Below are 22,752 nucleotides of genomic sequence, written 5' to 3'. Positions count from 1 at the left end.
ACATAAGTCATTGCACATCAAAGATTTCCGCACTCTTGACCGTTCAAAGAGACTTACTATTATATAAATGAAGACAAATCAAAAACTTAAAAAGGAGGTGAGAGTATGGTAAGGGATTTAATGAGATGGGATCCTTTCAGAGAAGTCTCTTCCCTAAGGGAAGAGGTTGATAGACTCTTTGATGCCTTCTTCGGCAGACAGGCTGAGAAGATGTTAAGGGAAAGGGAGGCCTTCTGGGTTCCTGCCGTCGACATCGAAGAGACCGAGAATGAATTCATCGTGAAGGCTGAACTCCCAGGGCTCAAAAAGGACGAGGTAAAACTCTCCATCTCCGAGGATACCCTTACCATCAGCGGTGAAAGGAAGATGGAGAAAGAGGAGAAAGGGAAAACCTACCACCGCGTCGAGATGAACTACGGTAAGTTCGAGAGAACCATAAGGTTCCCAACGGAAGTAGTTCCTGATAAGGCAAAGGCCTCCTATAAAGACGGTATCCTGACTATCACCGTACCAAAGAGTGAGAAGGCTAAGGGTAAAGAGATTGAAATAGAAATTGAATAGTTTTATAGCCCTGGGCGCCCCGAAGGGGCGCCCAGTTCTTTTTATTTTAAAAAACTTCCACTTACCTACTTAGAATATCCACTAATTGGAACAGCGGAGCCCCTTAAGTTTTTTTATTTTAACAAACTTCCACTTACTCCTATACCAATCCATTCAGAAAAGTAAATTTTCAACTCTTATAATTTTGAACCTATCTGGGAAGTTTCCGCCCGAACTCCTCTTAAGCGCAATTTTTGGCTCTTAAAATTTTGAACCCAAAAGTTGATTAGTTTTTCTTCGCTCAAAACACGAAAAATAACGCGTTTTCACCCTATAACTTAACAGCAACGCAAAAAATTCTCCGAAATCCCATTTCAAAACCAGCATACCCACTATACCCGTTAAAAACCAAAGAGTTTAAATAAAAGCCTTTATTCTCGAGGTTCAGAGAAAACTTTGAACCCAAAGCGTTCCCTCAAAAATCCTTCGATTCACTTCTCCCACTTCACCTCGACCTTTTTCCCCTGCATTTTCTTGAAGTAGTCCTCGATTTTCTCCCTTAACTCTCCGCTGATCCTTCTCTCCAAAGGGAAAATTACACTATTATCAAGTCTTTCAACAATATTAACCGCCATTTCCAGAACGGGGCTTAGACCGCTTACCCCCGTATAGTTGACCCTGTCATCATGGGAATGGATGTAAAAACTGCCCTTCCCACCAAAACGAGCAAGGTTAATGGAAGGCACCCCATAGAGGGCAAAGGGCATAGAATCGCTGGAATAGATGTCAAGCCTTACCTTGAAGGGGATACCCTTTTCCTTTGAGAGGATGGAAACAAAATTTACCGTGTCTTTATCGGAAATGCACATTGCTCCGTTTTCACCGATGGGGTCTCCAGCCACATCAAGGTTAATAACCATCTTGATCTTCTTTAATTCGTCCTTTATCTCCTCCACATAGGCCTGACTACCCAGAAGCCCCAACTCCTCACCGGAAAACCATACAAATCTGAGTGTCCTTCTTGGTCTTCTTTTGGAAAAATATTTTGCGAGAGCGACCAAAATGGCACTTCCTCCACCGTTATCCGTGGCCCCTGGTGAAATGGCAACGGAGTCATAGTGTCCGCAAAGAAGGATAATCTCATCGGGCTTTTCCGTTCCCTTTATTTCCGTAATTATGTTAACCGCTGTACCCTTGTAATATTCCGTATTTCCCTGAATCCTGACCCTCTTGCCTTCTGACTCCTTCAACTTTAGCCCAGTGTCATAGTCAACTATAAGGGCAGGAATCACTTTTCCCTCTTCCACAAACCGCTGGGATATGGAAGAGAAGGAAAATCCCCTCTCCGGAGGTGAGATGGAAATAAGTCCCTTTACCCCTTTTTCAATGAGTCTTTCGTAGCCTTCGCCCCTAACCCTTCCGTAGGTTACAACAATCTTACCTTTAACCTCCTGAGAGAGGTAATCTACATCCTCCCCATAGATCACTTCGCCTTCCTCATCAAAGGGCTTTGTATTGCCGTAGGGAACAGCCTTGAACACCCTATTTTTGAGAACTACTCTACCATCACCGGGCTTGAAGGTCCAAAGATAAAAAGATTGTTGTGATACAGAAAGTCCGAGTTTTGAGAGTTCGTCAACGATGATTTCCCTGGCCCTTTCTTCTTCGATACTTCCTGCCAGCCGGGGAAAGGCGATCCTCCTCAAAATTTTGTAAGCATAATTGGAAAGGCTTCTCATAAGAAAAATTATAATACCAAGAACGAGAACTAACCTTATTTTAATGGAAGCAAGATGGCGGCCTTATTAAAAACCCTTGACTTCGTACTTTTTTTGGATCGGCGTGGTGCAACTTTTCAGGGAATTGTTCCTCCATAATACTCTGTACAACTATCGATGAGTGAATGCTTTGTAAATAGATAGCCGACATTGAGGTTGTAGTTTACTCAAACATAGAAAAAAACAAGAGAAAAGAGTTCATTGAAGCTCAAAAACTCTCCTAAAAAACTGCCCCCTCCCAAAGGGAGGGGGCAGTTTTTTAGGTCGAAGTCGGACTTGCTACTTCGTGAGTATTATCCTTTCTGTGAAGTTCTTCTTCGGTGTAACCATCTTCACGATGTAAACACCAGAACCAACCTTAGAGCCTCTGTCATCGGTGCCATTCCATCTCACCGTGTAGTAACCAGCATCCTTCGCACCTTTGACAAGGGTAGCAACCCTCTGACCCGTCACAGAGTAAATGGCAATTTCCACATCTGATTTCTCAGGAAGCGCATAGGCAAACTCCATAGCCTTTCCGCTTACATTAGAACCTTTAATATTAAAGGCGTACATACTGGGCTTCTCGCCGGTCACAGAGGTAACAAGGAAGGTGATGTATCCCGTTTCAGGATACCTTGACAGGTTATGCCATGGAGAGTTGTCAAGGGCAACGAAGTAGAGGTCTACATTGTCACCCACATTGAGGCCTGGTATAGTGTAGAAATAGGTGGAACCAACCACACTGTCATGCATTGCAAAAGCGAAATTACCGCCATTGATGGAATAGTAGAGAGTATCGCCATTAATCCCCGATGGATCGGTGATGGCAACACTAACCCAGATATTATTAACACCGCCAGTGTCGTAGGCAAAGGAGGAAAATTCAGGTCCAACCAAATCGGTGGTGATGCTCGCCTCATCGCCATAGGTCATCGTATCGGGTGAGAGGTAGTCCATTCTAACCACATAGTAATATGTATTGCCTGTAGCAAGAGTGAAATCTTCGTAAGTTGTGACTGTTGAAACTCCAATGGAGTCATAAGGTCCACCAGAGGTGGTTGACCTTAAGATCGTGTACTTCTGGATGTACTTTGAGCCCTCGTCTCTCTCTTCTTTGACCGCAACTTGCGGCAGTTCAACTCTCTTCAGATTATGTTCTTTAAGGAGTTTTGCTGTGCTGTAACTTCCTGCATAGGCCTTGCTCTGAGGCAGGTAGGTAACCGCACTTATTATAAACCAGTCGTATCCGGCAGCATACCATTGGGCACTGTTTGCATCATAGTAAAGGCTCCTATTTGTATTTGCACCAGCATCACTAATCGGATAGGGTTGGTCAGCAACGGTCCACTCAAAGCCAATGTGGTACTGCCCGTTAACAACGATGTTCTTATTGGAAAGATTAAGCCTTAGAAGTGTAGGATAAACAGGAACGGTAATAAGGGTATCGAATATTACATTACCGGGAACACCGTTGTTGTCATTGTAAATCTTAAGGTGCATCTGATTGGAAGTTCCGTAGAAGAGGGCAACTACACTATCTATCCTGGCAGGTGTGTATTGAGGTGTGAATCTCACTGAAATGATATCGCCCGGATTAAGGCCTGTGAAGTAATAGGCCTCACCGCCATCGTATCTCAAGATCTGTCTTGGACTGGACCAGGAGAGTCTCACTCCCTTCTGCGGCGTTGTAATCGGTGTAAGGGCAGGGGTGCTGGGCGTATAGGCATAGAGTTTCCACCATGTACCCTGGGTCATCCAGCTGTTTTGATTAGCATCTTCAACATAAATGTAACCATCGTAAACGGTTCCCTGAGGCCTACCAGGAATTTCTACCACCACTGTATCAATCCCTGGACCAAAATCAATGGTCGTGTCTTTGATAATCGTATCATTAACTACGACAAAGGCGTTAACGGAGAAGGGTGAGATGTCACCTACTTCGAAGATCACGGTATCGGGACCGGTATTGTAAGAATCATGGACATCCCTGATCAAATTAACTACAGGTGGCGTAATATCGGGAGCAAAGGTCACAGAGAAGTCGTCAACATACCAGTAGAATTCATCCCTTGCACCGTAATGGAAGGCTATTCTAAAGTATTGAACAGTTCCAACCCTTGGTGCAATGTATGGCGTAAGGTCTATAGACCTCGAGCCACTATCACTCGCATTGGAATACCTTGTAAGTTCAATCCAGGTTGCACCATCGTCAAAGGAAATCAAAACCTGTCCAGAGTCGGGAGATGAGGTCGAGTAGTCCCTATAGTAATGCCAGTAGTTCAATGTATAAGTTCCATAGCCCATTATTTTGAGCCTCGGTGAAATCAGCCAGTCATCCTGATTTTCTATAGGTGAGTAGTAAACCCTGGCCACCGTCCTTGCGGGAGTAGTTACCACATACCTGTGCCAGTCATTGGTATTAACAGCAGGTACTGCCTCATCTCCACCGTCGATAATCTTCCAGCCACCGTAAGGAGGGTTGGTGGAATTGGTCCAGTTCTCATCAAAGTTCTCACTGTAAGGAAGTGCTTGCATATAGGGCCAGACATGAATCGCTGTGGAAATCGTATCATTGTCAGGGTTTGCATCACCAGTGAGTTTCACTCCGGCGTAAAGAGTAAACTCGCCGGTATCGGCAGGCGTAAACGGAGTAGCGAAGGTGTAGACCTGCGAACTTCCACCCGGCAGGTTCCCAGTCCAGGTCTCCCAGGTAGTATCAGCACCGCCAAGGGTATAGTAGAGCTGAATAGAGGTAATGGGGTCAAGGCCACTGTTCTTGAAGGTTATGGTCACGGGACTTCCCTCGTTCTGTATTACCGGCTTAGGAACAGAGACACTTAGAATCTGGGCGTCATTGGCAGGTGCAGTGGGGGTAGTAGTAAATGTTCTTACCGAGTCTATAAACATGTTGTTACCATATCCACTTTGTGCCCTTATGGCCACATAAAGTTCAGTGCCACCAGAAAAATCACCGATCTCTACTTCATGGGGTGTCCAGGTAGGGGTCGTCGCAGCCGAATCATAGCGCTGAAATCCTGCAAGGGTGTAGAAATTGACTCCATCAAGGGAGTATTCAACATAAAGGGAATCGTAGCTTGTCGAATACCCATTGTCATGAACCATATAGAATCTCAGTTTCACCTTCCTCGCTACACTGCCCACATTGATCTTCGGGGATATGAGCCTTGCACCAGAGCCGGAAGTGGCCGAGTAGGATTGATACATCGCCATTGCCGGGGCATCAAGGGGTGAAACGGTAGGGTAAGAGCCGGATGTGACCCTGGTCCAGTTATAACTACCAGAGAGAATTACCCTGTTCCAACCTAAGGGGAATGGAGATTCGGAGAAAGAGGTTGCAGCAACCGTTGAATCATCCCAGATTTCTACATAAAGTTTAGCCGGACCGTTGTTGGCTGTGTTATCATCGGCATCGGCAAGGGAAACAAACAGCGTATCGATGCCGAGGCTTGTACCTATCTGGTAAGGAACTTTAACAAGTGCTATATCACCGGGATTGAGTGTAACCGGCACATTGACTGTCTGGGTAGGTACACGTCCATTGGTGGAAGAAATGTTAAAATTAACAGAAGATACTGGTGTCGTTCCAGGGTTGGAAATTTCCACATTAAGGGTATCATAAACCCCTGCCTTCAAAAGGGAAAGGGTTCTTGTAGCAGAAAGAAGGGCAACATCGTTGGCAAGGATCCTCTGCTCCATCTCCACCAGATTTCCACCGGCGGACATCACCAGTTCGTTACCAGTTCTCCACCTGTTCACATCGGCAATTAGAACACCGTAATCCGCATAAGCTCCAAGCTTTCGCAAAGCTCCTGCATACACTCTACCGTTCGGACTGATGTTAAACCATATAGAGGGGTTCGTAGTAGTAGTACCGGTGTTGGACAATACCACCTCGTTTCCGGGTGTTTCCCTGAGGAAGTCACCAATAGTTATGTCGTTGTTTCCGCTCGTTCCCCAGGAGCTTCCAAGGATATTCCACGCTCTTCCATAAAAGGTTTGTGAGTTCGAATCATAATTCCATACACTAATTTGATAGGATGTAGATCCATGAACAATGGCAATTTCATTACCGGGTAGAGTGGGGTCTATGTCTCCAATCACAAGGTCCCAGCAGGAAGAGAGAGCGGTGGTGATCACTTGAGTTACCCATTGGGTACCGTTCCAGTATGCCATCGCAAAATCTGTCCCACCACAAATGTAAACCTCATTACCAGGAATTTCGGGAATTACATCGCCCACCGCTACGCCTCTATATCTTTGGGTCCTGCCAAAGGTAATCCTGGTCGTATCCCAGCCACTCGATAGGGGATTCCATTTGGCGACCATTATAGCAGAATTAGTATTATTGGCGAGGTTGAAAAGCACCTCTGAAGCGCCATCGTTATCAGCATCGGCAATAACTATATCATTTATGTAATCTGAAGAACCAACCCCAATACTATCAACCCTAACCCAGTTTGTACCATCCCATTTGAACCTTCTGAGCCAGACCTTACCACTTACAGCAGCATTATCACCCGTTAGAATATCCGTTACTCCATCACCATCCACATCCCCAACGGCAATGGACGCTTCAGTGGCACCGGTAGGGAAGGTAATCGTGGTATCGATTCTAAACTTCCTCGTCCCAAACCCAGTAGTTGTGGTATCGGTGGCAATCACTAAGTACCTCGTTCCACCGCTTTGGACAGTCAAAACTCTGAGCGTGTCATCACTTGGGCCCTTGAAATACTTTCCAACGGCAACCTTTCGTGTGAGGTTTGCAGTAGAGCCCGAGTATATCCAGTTTGTATCGATCACCGGAGCGGGAGCCTTCGATTCGCCACCAATCCACATAGGCGTCTCCACAGGTATTGGTGGCATTTCTTCCACTTTTGCCTTCTGGGCCCAAACCATACCCAGCAAGGCGGATATTAGGAGCACACGTTTTAACATAAATACCTCCTGTGTTTAAAAATTATAACCTTAAAAGGATGTGCAAGTCAAGTACTTGTAAAACACTAATTCTCAAGGAGTTAAGAGCGCAACCTTAAAGCCTGAAATACTTTGAGGTAAATTCGAAAATTTTATCTTTTCAAATAGACCAAATTTTCCACATGGAAAGTCTGAGGGAACATATCAAAGGGCTGAACAAACTCAATTTTGTATCCCACATCCACCATCTTTTTCAAATCCCTCGCAAGGGTAGCTGGATTGCAAGAGAAGTAGAGAATATGTGATGGCTTTGAATGAGCGAGAAAGTTCACGATGCCATCACCTACCCCTCTCCTGGGAGGGTCTAAAATAAGGACATCAACCCTATCAAGAGTCGGAAGCAGCGTTTCTGCATCGCCGTTAATTATTTCGATGTTGGGCTTATTATTCACAGCGATGTTCTTATGGGCACAACTTACCGATTCGGGGGAAATTTCAAGGGCGTAGACCTTTCTTGCGTACTTCGCCGACGCAACGGCAAAAAGCCCTACTCCTGAGTAGGCATCGGCAATAACATCCACCTCCCCTATCTCCTGCATAACCTTATCCAGAACCTCCACCATCTTCTCCGCAATCCAGGTGTTCACCTGGAAGAAGGAGGTAGCCGAAATTACAAAGGTATAATTTTTAATCCTCTCATGGAAGAGATGGGTTCCCACAAGAGTCCTGCTCTCCCTACCAAAGATGGTGTTGCCCTTCTCGGGGTTTATGTTTTCCACCACTCCTATAACATTATTACCCATCTTCATTAAATCCATTGCGGTGCCCTTATGGAGATACTCATCCCTGGAAACAATAACGATGAGAGTTTCCTGCATTCGTTCCGAACCCCTCAGGGTAAAATTCCTTATAAATCCCGTATGCTTCGTCTCATCGTAAATAGAAAGACCCTTTTCACCAATGTGCCTTTTTGCCCTTTTGAAAATTTCATTAAACTGAACAAGGTGTAGAGGGCACTCAACCACATCGATGATGTAATGGGTATCCTGCTTGTAAAAGCCCATAATCACCGTATTAGGGGAAACTCTCTTGAGAGGAAAATGGACCTTATTCCTGTAATTAAAGGGCTTCGGAGATGGAATGGTATCCAGCACATCTACCTCATTAAAACCTGATAAATGGCTCAGCGTATCCATCACCAGTTCCTTCTTAAGCTGAGGTTGATACTTGTAATCGATCATCTGCCACTGACACCCACCACATTTTCCAAAGTAGGGACATTTGGGAACAGTCCTCATCGGGCTCGGGGTGATCACCTTTTTAATTGCGCCTATCCAGTAATCCTTTTTCTTCTTAACAATTCGGATTTCTACTTCGTCGCCTTTCACGGCGTAGGGGACCATTACCTTTATGCCCTGCCCCAGCTTTCCGAGGGACAGGCCTTCATGGATCATTTTATCGATGTGAACAATATAGGTTTCCGGCATTTCTACTGAGAAACAGTATTCAAAAATTCCTGAATAATCTTGGTTCCGAGATCATCGGAAAGCTTTTTAAGTCCATCCTCTTCCCTTTCGTTATAAGCATAGGCGCCCCAGGCGGAAATTAACTTATCCTCAAGCACAACTTTTCCTTCTTTGGCATTTGTAATCTTCAAATACCCCATAACGATAATTCGATAGCTCAAAACGGTTCCATCAGGTTTATATTGATAGGGCTCTACCTTGTAGCCCGAAATTGTGAATTTCAATATATACTCAGCCTTTGCCTTTGAAACTACCTTAAAACGGAGATCGGAGTCAAACTGGTCGGTAATCCACCGGGTGAGGTCAATTTCGATCCCCGCCCTTTCCGAAGTATTCTCAAAATTTTCAATGTAAACTTCATAGACCTTCCCTGCTGTGAAACCCTTGAAACTGTATACGCAACTTAAAAACAGAAGGGCAAAAAGGAAGACTAAAATCTTGAAGGTTCTCATTTACTTAAATTTTAAGGGAAATTCCGCGAAACTGGAATCTTATGGCCTTTGGGCCATTGTATTAGTGTCTACACGCAGGCGCAGTGGCGAATTTACCGGGTTTGCCATAAAATTAGAGCGTGAAAAAGGTTGTTTTATTCACCTTGATCCTTGAGTTCTCCCTTGTAGTTATTGTCATTTTTGCAATGGAAAAGTTTTCCTCCCTCGACACCGCTTTCCGAGACTTAGGCCCCTTCTCTGGTGAATTTCCAACATCGCTGCCGAAATGGGTTGAAGACGAAAACTGGAAAGGCTACACCTTTAAAGAAGGGTTGAGACTCTTTTACCATTGCCAAGAAAATCCGATTCAAAACCTTGAAGATATAAAATTTTACAACTTCAGAGGGAACCGATTAATACTCGACTATGTCCCCCTCGGTGACTCTGCCTTTATAGCCTTTAAACCGCTGAGGAAAGGCTATTCAGTAGCCGCGGTAATCGCCCTTGACACCCTCCTTCTGTGGATTGACATCACATCAAGGGATGGTACCATTGACACTAAATTCCAGTACTTTATAAGTTTGCTGGAAAGCCTCAAATATGGGGATAAAAAGGTAGCGAGGCCAGAGTTTTCACACAATATTTCTAACTTTCGCAAAAAGATTTCCCCACTGCAATTGCAAAGCAAAAGGGTGTTTTTCGCTTTTATTCTTGGAGCAATTCTCATTGCAAATCTCCTTACCTTCTTTGCCCTACTTGGGGGAGGTCGCTGTCCAAAGGTTCCTGGAGTTGATTGGGAGATTGTGACACCCAATGTGATGGTTTACGAAAAATTACCCTTTGGTCAGAGGTCCTACTCGGCTTGCCTTGTAAAACGGGGCAATGAAATCCTTATACTTGCCTTTGGAAAAGTGAGAAAAATGTTAAACATCGATGAGATACGGGACTCATTGCGGTTCTTAGGTAAAACCTTAATTGCAGGGAATTCTCTTCGCTTTGAACTCCCCGATGAGGATGCCCTCACTAAGTGGCAGGCTATTTTGTAGTATTTCCTTTTATTGAAAAAACGCCCGCATTATACTAATATAACAATATGACGCTGAAGATTGTGCTTGTAATTCTCATTTTACTTATCCTCTTTGTCCTTTTCGCTTACAACACCTTAGTGAGATGGCGGATAAGGGTCAAAGAGGCCTTTTCCCAACTGGATGTCCAGCTCAAAAGAAGACATGACCTCATTCCTAACCTTGTGGAGGCTGTAAAAGGTTATATGAAACACGAAAGAGAGCTCTTAGAGAGGATAACAGAGTTGCGGAGTAGGGCAATTAGTACCAGCGACCTAAAAGAGAGGGGGGAGATCGAAGGTTCAATCTCAGACAACATAAAGAGATTGCTTCTACTTGTCGAAAATTATCCAGACCTTAAGGCCTCTGAGAACTTCAAAATCCTCCAGGAGGAGATCATAAGCACCGAGAATAGAATCGCCTACGCCAGGCAATTTTTTAACGACACTGTAAGAGAATATAACACCCTTTGCCAGATGTTTCCTTTGAATATTATCGCAGGACTCTTCGGCTTCAAGCCCGCAGAATTTCTCGAATTTCCAGGAGAAAGAGAAAGGGTTGAAATCAAATTTTAAGGAGGCAGGATGAGTGCTTTAGATTTTGTGAAAATCGCTTCCAGAAATAAGAGGAGGACCTTTTTCTTGGTCCTTTTCCTCGTTTTAATGCTCTACTTCATCGGAAGATTGATCGATTATGCTACTGGGGCTGGCGGCTTCTTTACCTTCTTAGCGCTACTCATCGCCCTCCTTCAGAGCCTCATTTCTTACTACTGGGGTGATAAAATTGTCCTCGCTTCTGTAGGAGCAAGAAAGCCCAATTTATCCGATTATGAAGAGAGACAATTCGTAAATGTCGTTGAGGAACTTAGCATAGCTGCAGGTCTTCCAACACCCAAATGTTACATAATGGATGATCCATCACCCAACGCCTTTGCAACGGGCAGAGATCCAAAACACGCGTCGGTTTGTGCCACTACAGGGCTTTTAAAGCTCTTAAATAGGGAAGAACTGGAAGGCGTTATCGGGCATGAGCTTTCCCATATTAAAAACAGGGATATTCTCACGATGACGATGGTGGCAGTCCTTGTGGGTGCCATTGTAATCATTGCTGACCTCTTGAGATTTCAGTTATATTTTGGAGGAGCAAGAAGACGGAGGGATGAGAAAGACAGCGGGGGAGAGCTTCTGGTAATACTTATCCTCTTCTTAATTGTACTATTGGCATCCATCATCGGAAAATTAATGGCCCTTGCCATTTCCCGTGCCAGAGAATATATGGCCGATGCGGGATCTGTTGCCATAACGAGGAATCCCCTTGCCCTTGCCTCAGCCCTTGAAAAGATCGCTACCTACTCAAGACCCATGCAAGTAAGTGATGCGGTTTCTCACCTTTTCATCAGTGACCCCAAGAAGCGCGGACTTTCGGAAAAAGACTCTTTATGGGCAAACCTCTGGAGCACCCATCCACCTATTTGGAAGAGGATTGCCATTTTGAAACAAATGGCAGGCCTTTCTGCGTAGTTGATGGAACTTAGTAGTAAATTCTTGGATTGGCAAACCATAATTAATTTCGGGGTGAGAAAGTGAAATTTCTTTTGCTCCTCTTCCTTACTGAGCCTTTCCCACCTTCCATTCACGAGATAGAATATTACTCCCATCTGAACGAGGCGGCCTTTTCGCCTGTAAGTGACACGCCCATTGTAGTTGAACCTCTAATTGAAGAAAAGGGGCTTAGAAACATCTTTTACGGCTACTGCCCATATTGGATAGACACCACCGAGTACAGTTACATCGACTTTTCTCTCCTTACCCATGTAGCCTATTTTTCCGTTGGAATTGACACCCTGGGGGCGCTTGGAGCTATTCCCTACTCTAACAACTTTATTTCTCTAATAAACAGAGCCCATAAGCGAGGGGTACGAGTCCACATGACCTTTACCATCTTTGGAAGTACTAAAGTTTCTGCGTTCCTAAACAATCGCACAGCCCGATTAAATGCCATTAACAACATTGTACAATTTGTTGAAAACTATGGCATCGAAGGTGTCAACATAGACTTTGAGTTTGTATCCTCTACTGTGAAAGACAGCTTTTCTCGCTTTATAAACGACCTTTACTATGCCCTTCAAAACAACACCTCAAGGAGAAAGGACCTTTTTATTGCAATGCCTGCCGTTCCCGAGTGGTCCCCAGGGTACGATTACACCTACCTTTCCACCCACAGTGATGGACTTTTCATTATGGGATACGACTTTCACTATTCTGGCTCTGACTATGCAGGACCTGTAGCACCAGCGGTTCCTTCTTCAGTTTGGGGGCAATATTGCATCGCAAAAACCATTGGAAGTTATAAGGCCCTTTGCTCACCTTCAAAACTCATCCTCGGTATGCCTTACTATGGGTACCGCTGGCCAACCCAATCGGGAAACCTTAACAGTCCTGCTACGGGCAATGGTTCATCGGTCGTGGCTCCCACCGCAATGCAAGAGGCAGTGAGTTACGGTAGGCTCTGGGATAACTACTCCCTTACCCCCTGGTACCGCTATACTGTCGATTCTCTATGGTATCAGGTCTGGTATGATGACACCGCCTCTATCAGAATTAAAATACAAATGGCTATGGATAGTTCATTAAAAGGAGTTGGATGCTGGGCACTAACCTACGACCGTGGGATCTTTAACAATCTAATTAGGGAAAAATTGAACATCCCAGTTCCTCGTGAACATTTCGTCGTAAGAGTAATCGCTTCCGAACTCAACATAAGAGAAGGGCCTTCAACTTCATACCCCGTCATAACTACTGCATCTTACGGAAGCAAGCTCGTCGCCTTTTACTATGAGGGGAATTGGTACAAGATCTACTTCCCTTCCGCCAGTGGTGGCTATTATGGCTATATTTATGCTGGTGATGGGATTAGTGTAAGATATTTGGAAGGTTCATCAGGAGACACCGTCGCCCTTTGCACCACCGACCTTTTGAACGTACGAACGGGCCCATCCACATCCTACTCCATTATCACGCAAATTACCAGAGGACAGGTTTTTGTTGTCGATTCCATCGTCAACGGATGGGCAAGAATCTACCTTCCCAACATCCAGGGTAATACAAGGGGCTGGATATCCCTCAATTATGCAACCCTCTATTATAACCTTGAAAACTATAATCCACTGTCGGGCGAACTTTTAGAAGTCATATATCCCGATTCCACTCTCACGCCCTATGACACCTTTACCCTTAGTTTAAAAGTAAAAAACACCTCCTACTCCTCCTTTGATTCCCTCACCTCTTTAGTAAGTAGTCGAAACCCCTCAAATTTCTATTATCCTGAATACTGGGCAGGTACTAATAGAGCCAAGCCCCTCGGACATTTTGGCCTTCCTGGCCAGACCTTCTACTTCGACTTCAAAATGAGGGTTTCCACCTATGAAGAAGGACCACTGAGCGAAACCTTCTACCTCGTTAGAAACAACGATACTATTTTGGGACCCATTGTAATAAATGTAACACTGCCCGTTAAGGAACAAAAGGCCTCACCATCTTTGACCCTAAGTGGTAAACTCCTAACAATAAATGGTATCGGGCCTGAAACCGCAACTTTGGAAATCTACGATGCAGCGGGAAGAAGAATAAAAACAAAGGAGGTTGCCGACGGTGTTAAAGTTGAATTAGATTGCCCCCATGGCGTCTATTTTGCAGTGCTTAAAAGGGACAATACAATTTTACTCAGGAAGAAGGTGGCTCTGTTCTACTAAAGGAGGAGATATGGAAAAGGATAGAGAGAAGTTCTTAGAAGCGCTGGTAAATGCAATGAGCCCATCGGGCTTTGAAGAAGAGGCGGTGAAGGTATGGGTAGAAAGGGCAAAACCATACGCTGATAAGGTCTACACCGACTACCATGGAAATGCCATTGCTGTTATCAATGAGGGTAAAGAACCGAGAATTATGCTGGCAGGCCATATCGACGAGATAGGCTATATGATTACCTATGTCGATGAGCAGGGCTACCTCTACTTCAACACCATTGGCGGGGTTGACCCTCAGATTGCCCAGGGACAGAGGGTCTGGATCAAAGGAAAGGATGGCTCAAGGATCCTTGGTGTAATAGGCAAGAAGGCCATTCATCTACTTGATGAAGAGGAAAGGAAAAGGGTTCCGAAATTTAAGGAGATGTGGATCGATATCGGTGCAAAAAATAGGGATGAAGTTTTTGAAAAGATTGACATTGGTACCTGTGCCGTGAACGCTCAATCCTACGAGAAATTGTATAACAACAATGTAGTAGCCCGCGGTTTCGATGACAGAGTTGGTGCCTTTATCGTCCTTGAAACTCTTATCGAACTTTCTAAAATAAAGGACAAACTGAATGCTTCAATCTACGCAGTGGCAACCGTCCAGGAGGAAATTGGTCTGAGGGGGGCCCATACCAGCGCCTTCGGAATAGATCCCCATGTGGGCATTGCCGTTGATGTCACCCATACCGCAGACCAACCCGGTGTGGAAAAGAAGGTCATTGGGGATATTAAACTGGGTGGCGGTCCAGTTATTGCAAGGGGACCCAACATCAGCCCGAAGGTTTTTGAAAAACTGGTAACAACGGCGAAGGAATTGAACCTTCCTTACCAGGTGGAACCTGCCCCAAGGGCCACAGGCACCGACGCCAACGCCATCCAGTTAACAAGGGCAGGAGTGGCCACCGGACTTGTATCCGTCCCTAACCGATACATGCATACACCCTGCGAGGTCGTAAACCTCGATGATTTGGACAACATCATCAAACTCCTCGCAGGCTTCTGCGAAAGGGTAAAGAGCAAGGAAGAGTTTATCCTCTACCAGATTTAAAAACAATGAAAAAATTTACGATAGTTGACTTCTTCAAGCTAAAAGAACGGAAAGAACCCATAGTAATGGTAACTGCTTACGACTACGTTTCGGCAAGGATGGCCGACGAGGCTGGCGTAGACGCCATCCTCGTCGGCGATTCCCTTTCCATGGTGATTCAAGGAAATGAGAACACTCTACCTTGCACCATCGATGATGTAATTTATCACACTAAAATAGTAAAAAAGGGCGTTAAAAACGCCTTTTTGATTGCTGACATGCCCTTCCTTTCCTATCAGGTTAGCGAGGCTGAAGCTATAAGAAACGCCGGCCTTTTGATCAAAGCGGGCGCCGAGGCCGTTAAAATAGAAGGAGGAAGGGAAGTGGCAGAGCTTGTGAAAAAACTAACCGACTATGGCATACCTGTAATGGGTCATCTCGGTATGACGCCCCAACATGTTCACTCCTACGGGGGATACAAACTGCAGGCAAAAACGGAAAAAGAGATAGAGCGTCTACTTGAAAACGCAAAAATTTTGGAAGAAGCGGGGGTGTTTTCCATCGTCCTCGAAATGGTACCTGCTGAGGCAGCAAAAATGGTGACAGATTCTGTTAGAGTTCCCACCATTGGCATAGGAGCAGGACCCTATTGCGATGGTCAAGTTCTTGTTTTCCACGATTTGCTCGGTCTTTACCCCGACTTCAGGCCATCCTTCGCTAAGGCATACAGAGAACTTTATCGGGAAGGCGTAGAAGGGCTAAAGGCCTTCAGGGAAGAGGTAAAAGCAAAGAAATTCCCCGACGAATCCCATTACTTTAAGTTGAAGAGGGAAGAGTAATGGAAGTATTGAAAAAACCGTTAGAAGTTCAAAAAATATCCCAGAAACTCAAAAAAGAAGGGAAAAGGATAGGCTTTGTGCCCACTATGGGCTACCTTCATGAGGGACATCTTTCACTGGTTAGAAGGTCAAAATCAGAATGCGATGTCACCTTTGTTTCCATTTTTGTAAATCCCATTCAGTTTGGTCCCGGTGAGGATTACGAGAGATACCCGCGTGATGAAAAAAGGGACCTTAGTCTCCTGGAAAGAGAAGGGGTTGACTACGTTTTTATTCCCGAAGTGAAGGATATGTATCCAGAAGACTATTCTACCTATGTCGAAGAAACAGAGTTATCTAAATACCTCTGTGGAGCGAAAAGACCGGGACACTTTAAAGGTGTCTGCACCGTTGTTACTAAACTTTTTAACATCGTGATGCCCGATAGGGCCTATTTCGGGAAGAAAGATTACCAACAATTCAGAATCATTGAGCGAATGGCAAGGGATCTGAACATGACCGTCGAGATTGTACCCTGCCCCATTGTAAGAGAACCCGATGGTCTTGCAATGAGTTCCAGAAATGTATACCTTAACCCCGAAGAGAGGAGGGATGCCCTCTGTCTTTACAATGCCCTCCAGCTGGCTTCCAAGATGATAAAAAATGGCGAGAGAAGGGCCGAAAAAATAAAGGCCGAAATGGAAAAATTTATCCTTCAGCACAAATCCGTCAGAAAAATCGATTACATAGAAGTTGTCGATAAATACACATTAACCCCCGTTGAAGAAATAAAGGGGAAAGAGCTCATCGCCTTGGCAGTCTTCGTAGGCAAAGCAAGACTCATAGACAACATGGAAACCTCGGAAATACTGCCGGAATGGAATAATTTGTAATCGAAAGCACCTCACAGAGCAAATTTAGTGAGAATTGACGCTCAAATATGAAACAAAAATAAGTTAATGTCTAAAAATCTCCAGTTAACCTTAATCTTCTCCGAATCTCAAAGATAATCCTAAGCCTTCTTTAAAAACTCTAATGATAGCGACTTAGCTCCAGCGCTCCTTCTTATACCTTTCAAGCACGCTCAAAACATAGTCAATGTCTTCCGGTGTGTGGTCCGCATTGATCTGGAATCTAATAGTTTCATCCCCCTTTGGAACGACAGGGTAATTGAGCCCCGTTGCAAGGATACCGTTCTCAATGAGATATTTAACAATGTCAGAAGTTCTCCAGGTATCCCTTACTAAGAGAGGTACTATGGGATGTTCGCTAACGATAGTTTCATAACCAAGCTTTAAAAGACCATTCCTGAAACGATTAGCAAGGTCTCTGAGATACTTTAACCTTTCCCTGCCCCTCGGACTGTCAAGGATTTCCATCACCTTGAGCACGCAGGCTGCTTCAGCCGGTGTAATGGGGTTTGAATAGATGTAAGTTATAGCCTTTTCCCTCAGGTAAGTTATAACAGCCTCGTTAGAAACCACATATCCACCGTTTACACCGTAAGCCTTACCCATAGTTCCAATAAGAAGGTCAGCCCTTCCACCTGTTACCTCTTCTGTACCGCGACCTGTCTCTCCAAAAGCACCAACGCCATGGGAATCATCAACGATGGTAATGATGTTCTCCTCAAATTCCTTGTCATACTTTTCTGCTATCCTCTGAATCTCTTTAAGGTCAGCATAGTCACCCCTCATACTGAAAACACCGTCGGTAACCACAATTACCCTCTTCGCCTTTCCAATAGCGTCCTTAATTTTATTTTCGAGATCCTTCATATCAAGATGTTTATAAACGGCCTTGTCCTTGGGCCTCGAAAGCCTTATAGCATTGATGATACAGTTGTGGTTCAACTCATCACTAATTATAATGGTTTCCGGTGTAGTAAGGGAGGAAATTACACCGATGACCGTGACATAAGCGGCGCTGTAAATCATTGCATCTTCTCGACCATGGAACTGGGCCAATTTCTTTTCTAACTCCCTATGAGGTGCATAGGTACCACTTATAAACCTTACTGCACCTGGACCAACCCCAAATTTCCTCGCTGTTTCTTCTTCAACCTTAATGATCTCTTCCTCAAATTGCATCCCGAGGTAGGAGTTGGAATTCATTCTTATGAATTCTTTATCGCCAAAGCCCTTAAGGTAGAACCTCGGACCTTTACCGTTCTGGGGTTTTTTCACATCAACTATGATAAACTCCTTACCCTTTGCACGTCCCTCATTTCTTAGCTGTTCCAGCTCATTATTCAAAACCTTTGTTAATCTATCAAGGGCCATGATACCCTCCTTACTTCTTTAAAAGTTTGGCACTTAATTTTTCAATCATATCTTTCACCATAGTTGGAAAATCATAATCCGGCTTCCAGCCCCATTCCTCCCGTGCACAAGAATCGTCAAGACTGTCAGGCCAAGAGTCCGCTATTGCCTGCCTAACCGGGTCAATTTCATACTCTATGACAAAATCCGGGATGTGCTTCTTTATTTCTGCCGCAAGCATCTCAGGATCAAAACTGAAAGCAGTCACATTGAAGGCGTTTCGATGTTTTAGCTTAGATGAATCAGCCTCCATAAGCTGGACTGCCGCCTTAAGGGCATCGGGCATATACATCATATCGAGCATGGTGCCCGGCTTCAAAAAGCACACATATTTTTTCTTAAGGATCGCTTCGTAGAAAATCTCCACTGCGTAATCTGTAGTTCCACCGCCCGGTGGTGTCACATAAGATATAATTCCAGGGTACCTCACACCCCGGGTATCCACACCGTACTTTAGCCAGTAATAATCCGCAAGAAGCTCACCTGCAACCTTAGTTATACCGTATATTGAAGTGGGTCTTTGAATAGTATCCTGAGGTGTTTTTACCTTCGGGGTATTGGGGCCAAAGGCGGCAATGGAACTGGGTATAAATACTGCGAGCTTAAATTCCCTTGCAACTTCAAGAACATTGTAAAGCCCATTAATGTTTATATCCCAAGCAAGTTGGGGATTTTTCTCACCAGCGGCAGAGAGGATCGCCGCAAGATGGTATATGGTACCAACTTCATATTTTTTCACCTTTTCTGCCAAAGCTCTGGCATCTCTAACATCCACATAATCGGATGGACCGGAGCTAACTATCTCCTCAGGTAGCGGCTTGGAATGGCCACAAGCAACCACATTGTCATTCCCGTAGACACTTCTCAAAAAGGGTACAAGCTCTGATCCAATTTGACCCGCCGCTCCTGTAACAAGGATCCTTTTTGCCATTGAACTCCTCCTATTTAAAAGCTCTCATTTTTAAAAGATACCTTTGCGTCTCCTTCTAAAACCATTAAAAGTTCATCCATCCTGTTTATAACAAAATCTGCTCCACTCTTTACAAGGTCTTCAAAGGTGTAGATACTCGTTGCCACGCCGATAGTTTTAAAACCCGCCTTTTTTCCTGCTTCTATATCCAATGGGGTATCACCAACTACATAGACATTAGAAAAAACTTCCCCAGTATACTCCAGGCACCTTTCCCAGGCCTTCCTCACAATTTGCCACCTTTCCCTGTGATCGGAGCCAAACCCTCCACATTTGAAATATTTATTAAGATCACCCCTCTCCAATTTTATCCTTGCGCCTTCTTCAATGTTCCCTGTGGCTAAACCGAGGAAAAAATCCTTTGAAGAGGCGAGAGCTTCAAGAGTTTCGACGACCCCATCGAGAACTTTGTACTTCTCTGCCTTCCAAACCTCCTCCCTCAAATATAAAAGGTAAAATTCAAGAATTTCCTTTACTTCGTCAAAAGTTGGGGTTCTGCCAAGTTTCTTTTGAAAGATTTCTTCAACTATGGCAATATCCGTTTGACCATGGGGATTTACAACAGACATCGCTTCATCAATACTGTACTTTTCCTTAAAGGCAAGGTTTAAAGCCCTCGCACCCGCCCCGCCAGAATATATAAGGGTGCCATCGATATCGAAAAGGACTAAATTCATTGTCTTGATTTCTTAGCTATCCCCCTTAATGGAGAAGGGGCTTTGATGTAATCAGTAAAGGCCTCTGGAGCGTTTTGCAGAACCTCTATTTTTAGCAAAGAGGATTCTGGTACATCTTCTCGCATTCGCAGAGTAAAATCTTCGTGAGGATAATAAAGAGGCTCTACCCCTTCAGTGTCAACCTCTTTGAGTTTTTCAACCATATCGAGAACTTTCTTAAAATGCTCCACTAAGGCTTTCTCTTCCTCTTCTGGGAGTTGAAGTTTTGCAAGATGTAAGACCTTTTTAACAACTTCCTTCATTCTTTAGTTTTCCTCAAGGTCTGAAAGGGAAAAGATTATCGAATTTGCCTTAACCTGTTTGTCCTTGAGGACAATTCCCGGTCCTATAACGGAATTGTCACCGATTTCAGTTTTGCCCAGTAGTGCAACAAAGGGATACAAAGTAACATCCCTTCCGATTTTGACCTCAGCCTCGATATAAACCTTATCGGGGTCAACCATTGAAACTCCATTCTCAAGCATATAGTTGATAATTCTTTTAAGCATTATCCGATTCACAATCCCAAGCTGTTCCCGTGTATTTACTCCGAGAATTTCCTCCCAGTCCTCGATTTTGTGAGCAAAGACATTCCCCATCCTTCTTTGCAGAATTTCGATAATATCTGTTAAATAATACTCACCCTGCCTGTTGTCGGGCCTGATTTCATGAATATACTGGAAGAGAACAGGGACGTAAAAAACATACATTCCTGAATTTACCTCTTTAATGGCCTTTTCTTCTGGGAAGGCATCTGCCTCTTCTACGATCATCAAAATCCGATCTCCGACAGACCTCACTATACGGCCATATCCCGTAGGATCAGGAACCTCGGCAGTTAAAACGGTGGCGTAAGCTCCACGAGACCGGTGAAATTCCACCAATTCCTTTGCGGTTTTCTCAGTAAGGAGGGGCGCATCACCCGGCATCACAAAGAGATCCGCCTCTTCACCACCAATGTGTTTCTCCAATCTTTTTACCGCGTCACCAGTACCTTTCGGCTCCTCCTGGACTACAATCTCCACAGGCTCGTCCTTGAGAAACTCAACGATTTGATCCATAAAGGGACCACCAACAATCACAAAGATCTTTTCAGGGTTAAGGCTCTTAGCAACCTTAATAGGGAAGAAAAGAAGGGGTTTCCCTGCAACCTCGTGCAATACCTTACTCCGGTTTGAATTCATCCTCTTCGCTTTACCCGCCGCAAGGATAGCAACATACAACTTTCTTTGCTCACCCCGTCTCATAACACAGCCTCTTTAGCAAAATCAAATATATCATCGGGCTCAAAAATCTCGCAATCATAGCGGTTCAAAGGAAAGACTTTTTCAGGCCCTAAAATTTCCGAAACCACATGAACATATTGCCCCATATTCATTTCAGGCACGATAACCTTCTTTGCTCTTTCCCTTAGGGTGCTAATTGCCTTTTGGGGTTCAGGCCACAGAATTTTAGGTCTCAAAAGGCCCGCTTTGATACCCTTCTCGTTCAACCTATCAACAACCTCCTTCACTGCCCTCGACACAATTCCGTAAGCAACAAAGAATACGTCCCCTTCCGCCTCACCATAAAATTCAACAGCCTCTTCAGAGATATCCGAAGCCTTCTGCATCTTAACGTGGAACCGTTCAAGCTTCCATTTCATTAGTTCATTTTTATTAGTTGGGAAACCATCAGGACCATGGAATAACCCTGTGATATGATATCTCTTCCCTTCACCAAAGGGTAAAAGGTAAAAACCATATTCTTGACCATCCATAAAGGGTAGAAAATCCTTTGGCTCAACCTTAGCGAGTTCGACTTCCTTAACATCGTCTGGTATGTTAATCTTCTCTCTCATATGAGAAGTAATTTCATCGGTAAGAAGGACCACCGGCACCCTCAAATACTCGGAAATATTTACCCCCTCAACTACAAGATCAAACACCTCCTGAACCGAAGCAGGAGCAAGGACAACCACAGGATGATCACCATGAGTTCCCCATCTCGACTGCATCACGTCACCCTGCATAGGCATGGTTGGAGCACCAGTGGACGGTCCACCCCTCATGGAATTCACAATCAAAACGGGAACTTCAGCCATTGCAGCAAATCCCAAGTGTTCCTGCATTAAAGAAAATCCAGGGCCACTGGTTGCAGTCATCGATTTTAACCCGCCGAGTCTGGCTCCAATACAAGCTGCAAGACTCGCAATCTCGTCCTCAAACTGGATGAAAATGCCTCCGACCTTCGGCAATTCCTTAGCCATTACCTCAGCAATTTCCGAAGACGGTGTTATTGGATACCCTCCGTAGAATCTTACTCCAGCCTTGATCGCTCCTATCGCCGCTGCTTCGTTCCCCTGAAGCAATTCTATACCCATTATAGGTACCCCTCCTCTACCGAAAGGCCAAGGACATCTGTCAAAACAAGTATTGCCCTGTCTACGAGTTCCTCCCTAATAACAATGGATATGGAATCAATGGATGTGCCGATCATTTCAATGTTCACTCCAGCTTCCGCTAGCAAATTAAAAATCTTTGCTGCAACGCCGGGGGTTTTCGAAATTTCCTTTGATCCATAGAAAACCAGCAATGCTACCTTTGGATCGTAAGCAATCCCGCTGGCATCAGATATCTCAATCAATTCATCTTCCATCTCCTGAATTTGAGGCAATTGGCTTTCAAGGACAAGAAAAGCAATATCGGATCTCCCTTTGCTGGAAGGTCCCGAAACGATTAGCTCCACATTTATCCCTTTTGAGGCAAGCTTTTCAAAGATCTCCGCAGCAATTCCAGGCTTATCCTTAACGGCTCTCAAAATAACTTTTACAACCTTCCTATTTACCCAGAGTTCTTCTATTGGAAATGCCATT

General features: G+C 44.5%; 19 protein-coding genes. 8 read left to right on the top strand and 11 right to left on the bottom strand.

Annotated elements, in window-relative coordinates:
- Nucleotides 1–105: 105 nt before the first annotated feature.
- Complete coding sequence (locus ABIM45_00315) at nt 106–561, top strand: Hsp20/alpha crystallin family protein (GenBank protein MEO0238359.1); 456 nt, start codon at nt 106–108, stop codon at nt 559–561.
- Nucleotides 562–1,031: 470 nt separating this feature from the next.
- On the opposite strand, the gene ABIM45_00310 is transcribed toward ABIM45_00315, so the two are convergent.
- From ABIM45_00310 to lptE, 4 genes are all read right to left on the bottom strand, one after another.
- On the bottom strand, nt 1,032–2,279 hold the full coding sequence (locus ABIM45_00310) for a M28 family metallopeptidase (protein MEO0238358.1): 1,248 nt from the start codon (nt 2,277–2,279) through the stop codon (nt 1,032–1,034).
- A gap of 318 nt (nt 2,280–2,597) precedes the next feature.
- Nucleotides 2,598–7,256: a FlgD immunoglobulin-like domain containing protein gene (locus ABIM45_00305; GenBank protein ID MEO0238357.1), complete on the bottom strand. Its 4,659-nt coding sequence runs from the start codon at nt 7,254–7,256 to the stop codon at nt 2,598–2,600.
- 131 nt (nt 7,257–7,387) lie between these two features.
- Nucleotides 7,388–8,722: a 23S rRNA (uracil(1939)-C(5))-methyltransferase RlmD gene (gene rlmD, locus ABIM45_00300; protein ID MEO0238356.1), complete on the bottom strand. Its 1,335-nt coding sequence runs from the start codon at nt 8,720–8,722 to the stop codon at nt 7,388–7,390.
- A gap of 2 nt (nt 8,723–8,724) precedes the next feature.
- Entirely contained in the window at nt 8,725–9,213 is a 489-nt protein-coding gene (gene lptE / locus ABIM45_00295) for an LPS assembly lipoprotein LptE (GenBank protein ID MEO0238355.1), read from the bottom strand.
- Between the two features lie 119 nt (nt 9,214–9,332).
- On the opposite strand from lptE, the gene ABIM45_00290 reads away from it, so the two are divergent.
- The 7 genes from ABIM45_00290 (at nt 9,333) to panC (ending at nt 16,784) form a co-directional block, all read left to right on the top strand.
- Complete coding sequence (locus ABIM45_00290; protein ID MEO0238354.1) at nt 9,333–10,238, top strand: hypothetical protein; 906 nt, start codon at nt 9,333–9,335, stop codon at nt 10,236–10,238.
- Nucleotides 10,239–10,285: 47 nt separating this feature from the next.
- Complete coding sequence (locus ABIM45_00285; GenBank protein MEO0238353.1) at nt 10,286–10,831, top strand: LemA family protein; 546 nt, start codon at nt 10,286–10,288, stop codon at nt 10,829–10,831.
- Between the two features lie 9 nt (nt 10,832–10,840).
- A complete protein-coding gene (locus tag ABIM45_00280) occupies nt 10,841–11,776 on the top strand; it encodes a M48 family metallopeptidase (protein MEO0238352.1) in 936 nt (311 codons plus the stop codon).
- A gap of 62 nt (nt 11,777–11,838) precedes the next feature.
- Nucleotides 11,839–14,007 (top strand): glycosyl hydrolase family 18 protein, encoded by a 2,169-nt coding sequence (locus tag ABIM45_00275; GenBank protein MEO0238351.1) that lies wholly within the window; start codon nt 11,839–11,841, stop codon nt 14,005–14,007.
- A gap of 10 nt (nt 14,008–14,017) precedes the next feature.
- The gene (locus ABIM45_00270) at nt 14,018–15,094 is read left to right on the top strand and encodes a M42 family metallopeptidase (protein MEO0238350.1); all 1,077 of its coding nucleotides are present in this window, start codon (nt 14,018–14,020) and stop codon (nt 15,092–15,094) included.
- Between the two features lie 5 nt (nt 15,095–15,099).
- Nucleotides 15,100–15,912 carry a 3-methyl-2-oxobutanoate hydroxymethyltransferase gene (gene panB / locus ABIM45_00265; protein ID MEO0238349.1) on the top strand — a complete coding sequence of 271 codons (813 nt, stop codon included), beginning with the start codon at nt 15,100–15,102 and terminating at the stop codon, nt 15,910–15,912.
- Nucleotides 15,912–16,784: a pantoate--beta-alanine ligase gene (gene panC, locus ABIM45_00260; protein MEO0238348.1), complete on the top strand. Its 873-nt coding sequence runs from the start codon at nt 15,912–15,914 to the stop codon at nt 16,782–16,784. Before panB ends, panC begins: the two co-directional genes overlap by 1 nt.
- 153 nt (nt 16,785–16,937) lie before the next feature.
- On the opposite strand, the gene ABIM45_00255 is transcribed toward panC, so the two are convergent.
- Genes ABIM45_00255 through ABIM45_00225 form a run of 7 tightly spaced genes read right to left on the bottom strand, consistent with a single transcriptional unit; the run spans nt 16,938 to nt 22,751 of the window.
- Complete coding sequence (locus tag ABIM45_00255) at nt 16,938–18,173, bottom strand: aminotransferase class I/II-fold pyridoxal phosphate-dependent enzyme (GenBank protein MEO0238347.1); 1,236 nt, start codon at nt 18,171–18,173, stop codon at nt 16,938–16,940.
- Between the two features lie 10 nt (nt 18,174–18,183).
- Nucleotides 18,184–19,143 carry an L-threonine 3-dehydrogenase gene (locus ABIM45_00250; GenBank protein ID MEO0238346.1) on the bottom strand — a complete coding sequence of 320 codons (960 nt, stop codon included), beginning with the start codon at nt 19,141–19,143 and terminating at the stop codon, nt 18,184–18,186.
- A gap of 14 nt (nt 19,144–19,157) precedes the next feature.
- A complete protein-coding gene (locus tag ABIM45_00245) occupies nt 19,158–19,859 on the bottom strand; it encodes an HAD family hydrolase (protein ID MEO0238345.1) in 702 nt (233 codons plus the stop codon).
- Nucleotides 19,856–20,161 carry an Asp-tRNA(Asn)/Glu-tRNA(Gln) amidotransferase subunit GatC gene (gene gatC, locus ABIM45_00240; GenBank protein MEO0238344.1) on the bottom strand — a complete coding sequence of 102 codons (306 nt, stop codon included), beginning with the start codon at nt 20,159–20,161 and terminating at the stop codon, nt 19,856–19,858. The genes ABIM45_00245 and gatC overlap by 4 nt, the downstream gene beginning before the upstream one ends.
- Before the next feature lie 3 nt (nt 20,162–20,164).
- Nucleotides 20,165–21,145, bottom strand: a complete 981-nt coding sequence (locus tag ABIM45_00235; GenBank protein MEO0238343.1) for a sugar phosphate nucleotidyltransferase — start codon at nt 21,143–21,145, stop codon at nt 20,165–20,167.
- The gene (locus ABIM45_00230) at nt 21,142–22,260 is read right to left on the bottom strand and encodes a 2-oxoacid:acceptor oxidoreductase subunit alpha (GenBank protein ID MEO0238342.1); all 1,119 of its coding nucleotides are present in this window, start codon (nt 22,258–22,260) and stop codon (nt 21,142–21,144) included. Before ABIM45_00230 ends, ABIM45_00235 begins: the two co-directional genes overlap by 4 nt.
- The gene (locus ABIM45_00225) at nt 22,260–22,751 is read right to left on the bottom strand and encodes an ACT domain-containing protein (GenBank protein ID MEO0238341.1); all 492 of its coding nucleotides are present in this window, start codon (nt 22,749–22,751) and stop codon (nt 22,260–22,262) included. Before ABIM45_00225 ends, ABIM45_00230 begins: the two co-directional genes overlap by 1 nt.
- Nucleotide 22,752: the final 1 nt, after the last annotated feature.

The organism is candidate division WOR-3 bacterium, assembly GCA_039803545.1.
GTDB lineage: Bacteria > Hydrothermota > Hydrothermia > UBA1063 > UBA1063 > UBA1063.
Note: the sequence above shows the minus strand (reverse complement) of the source record. Positions and strands in the feature narration are given on the sequence as shown.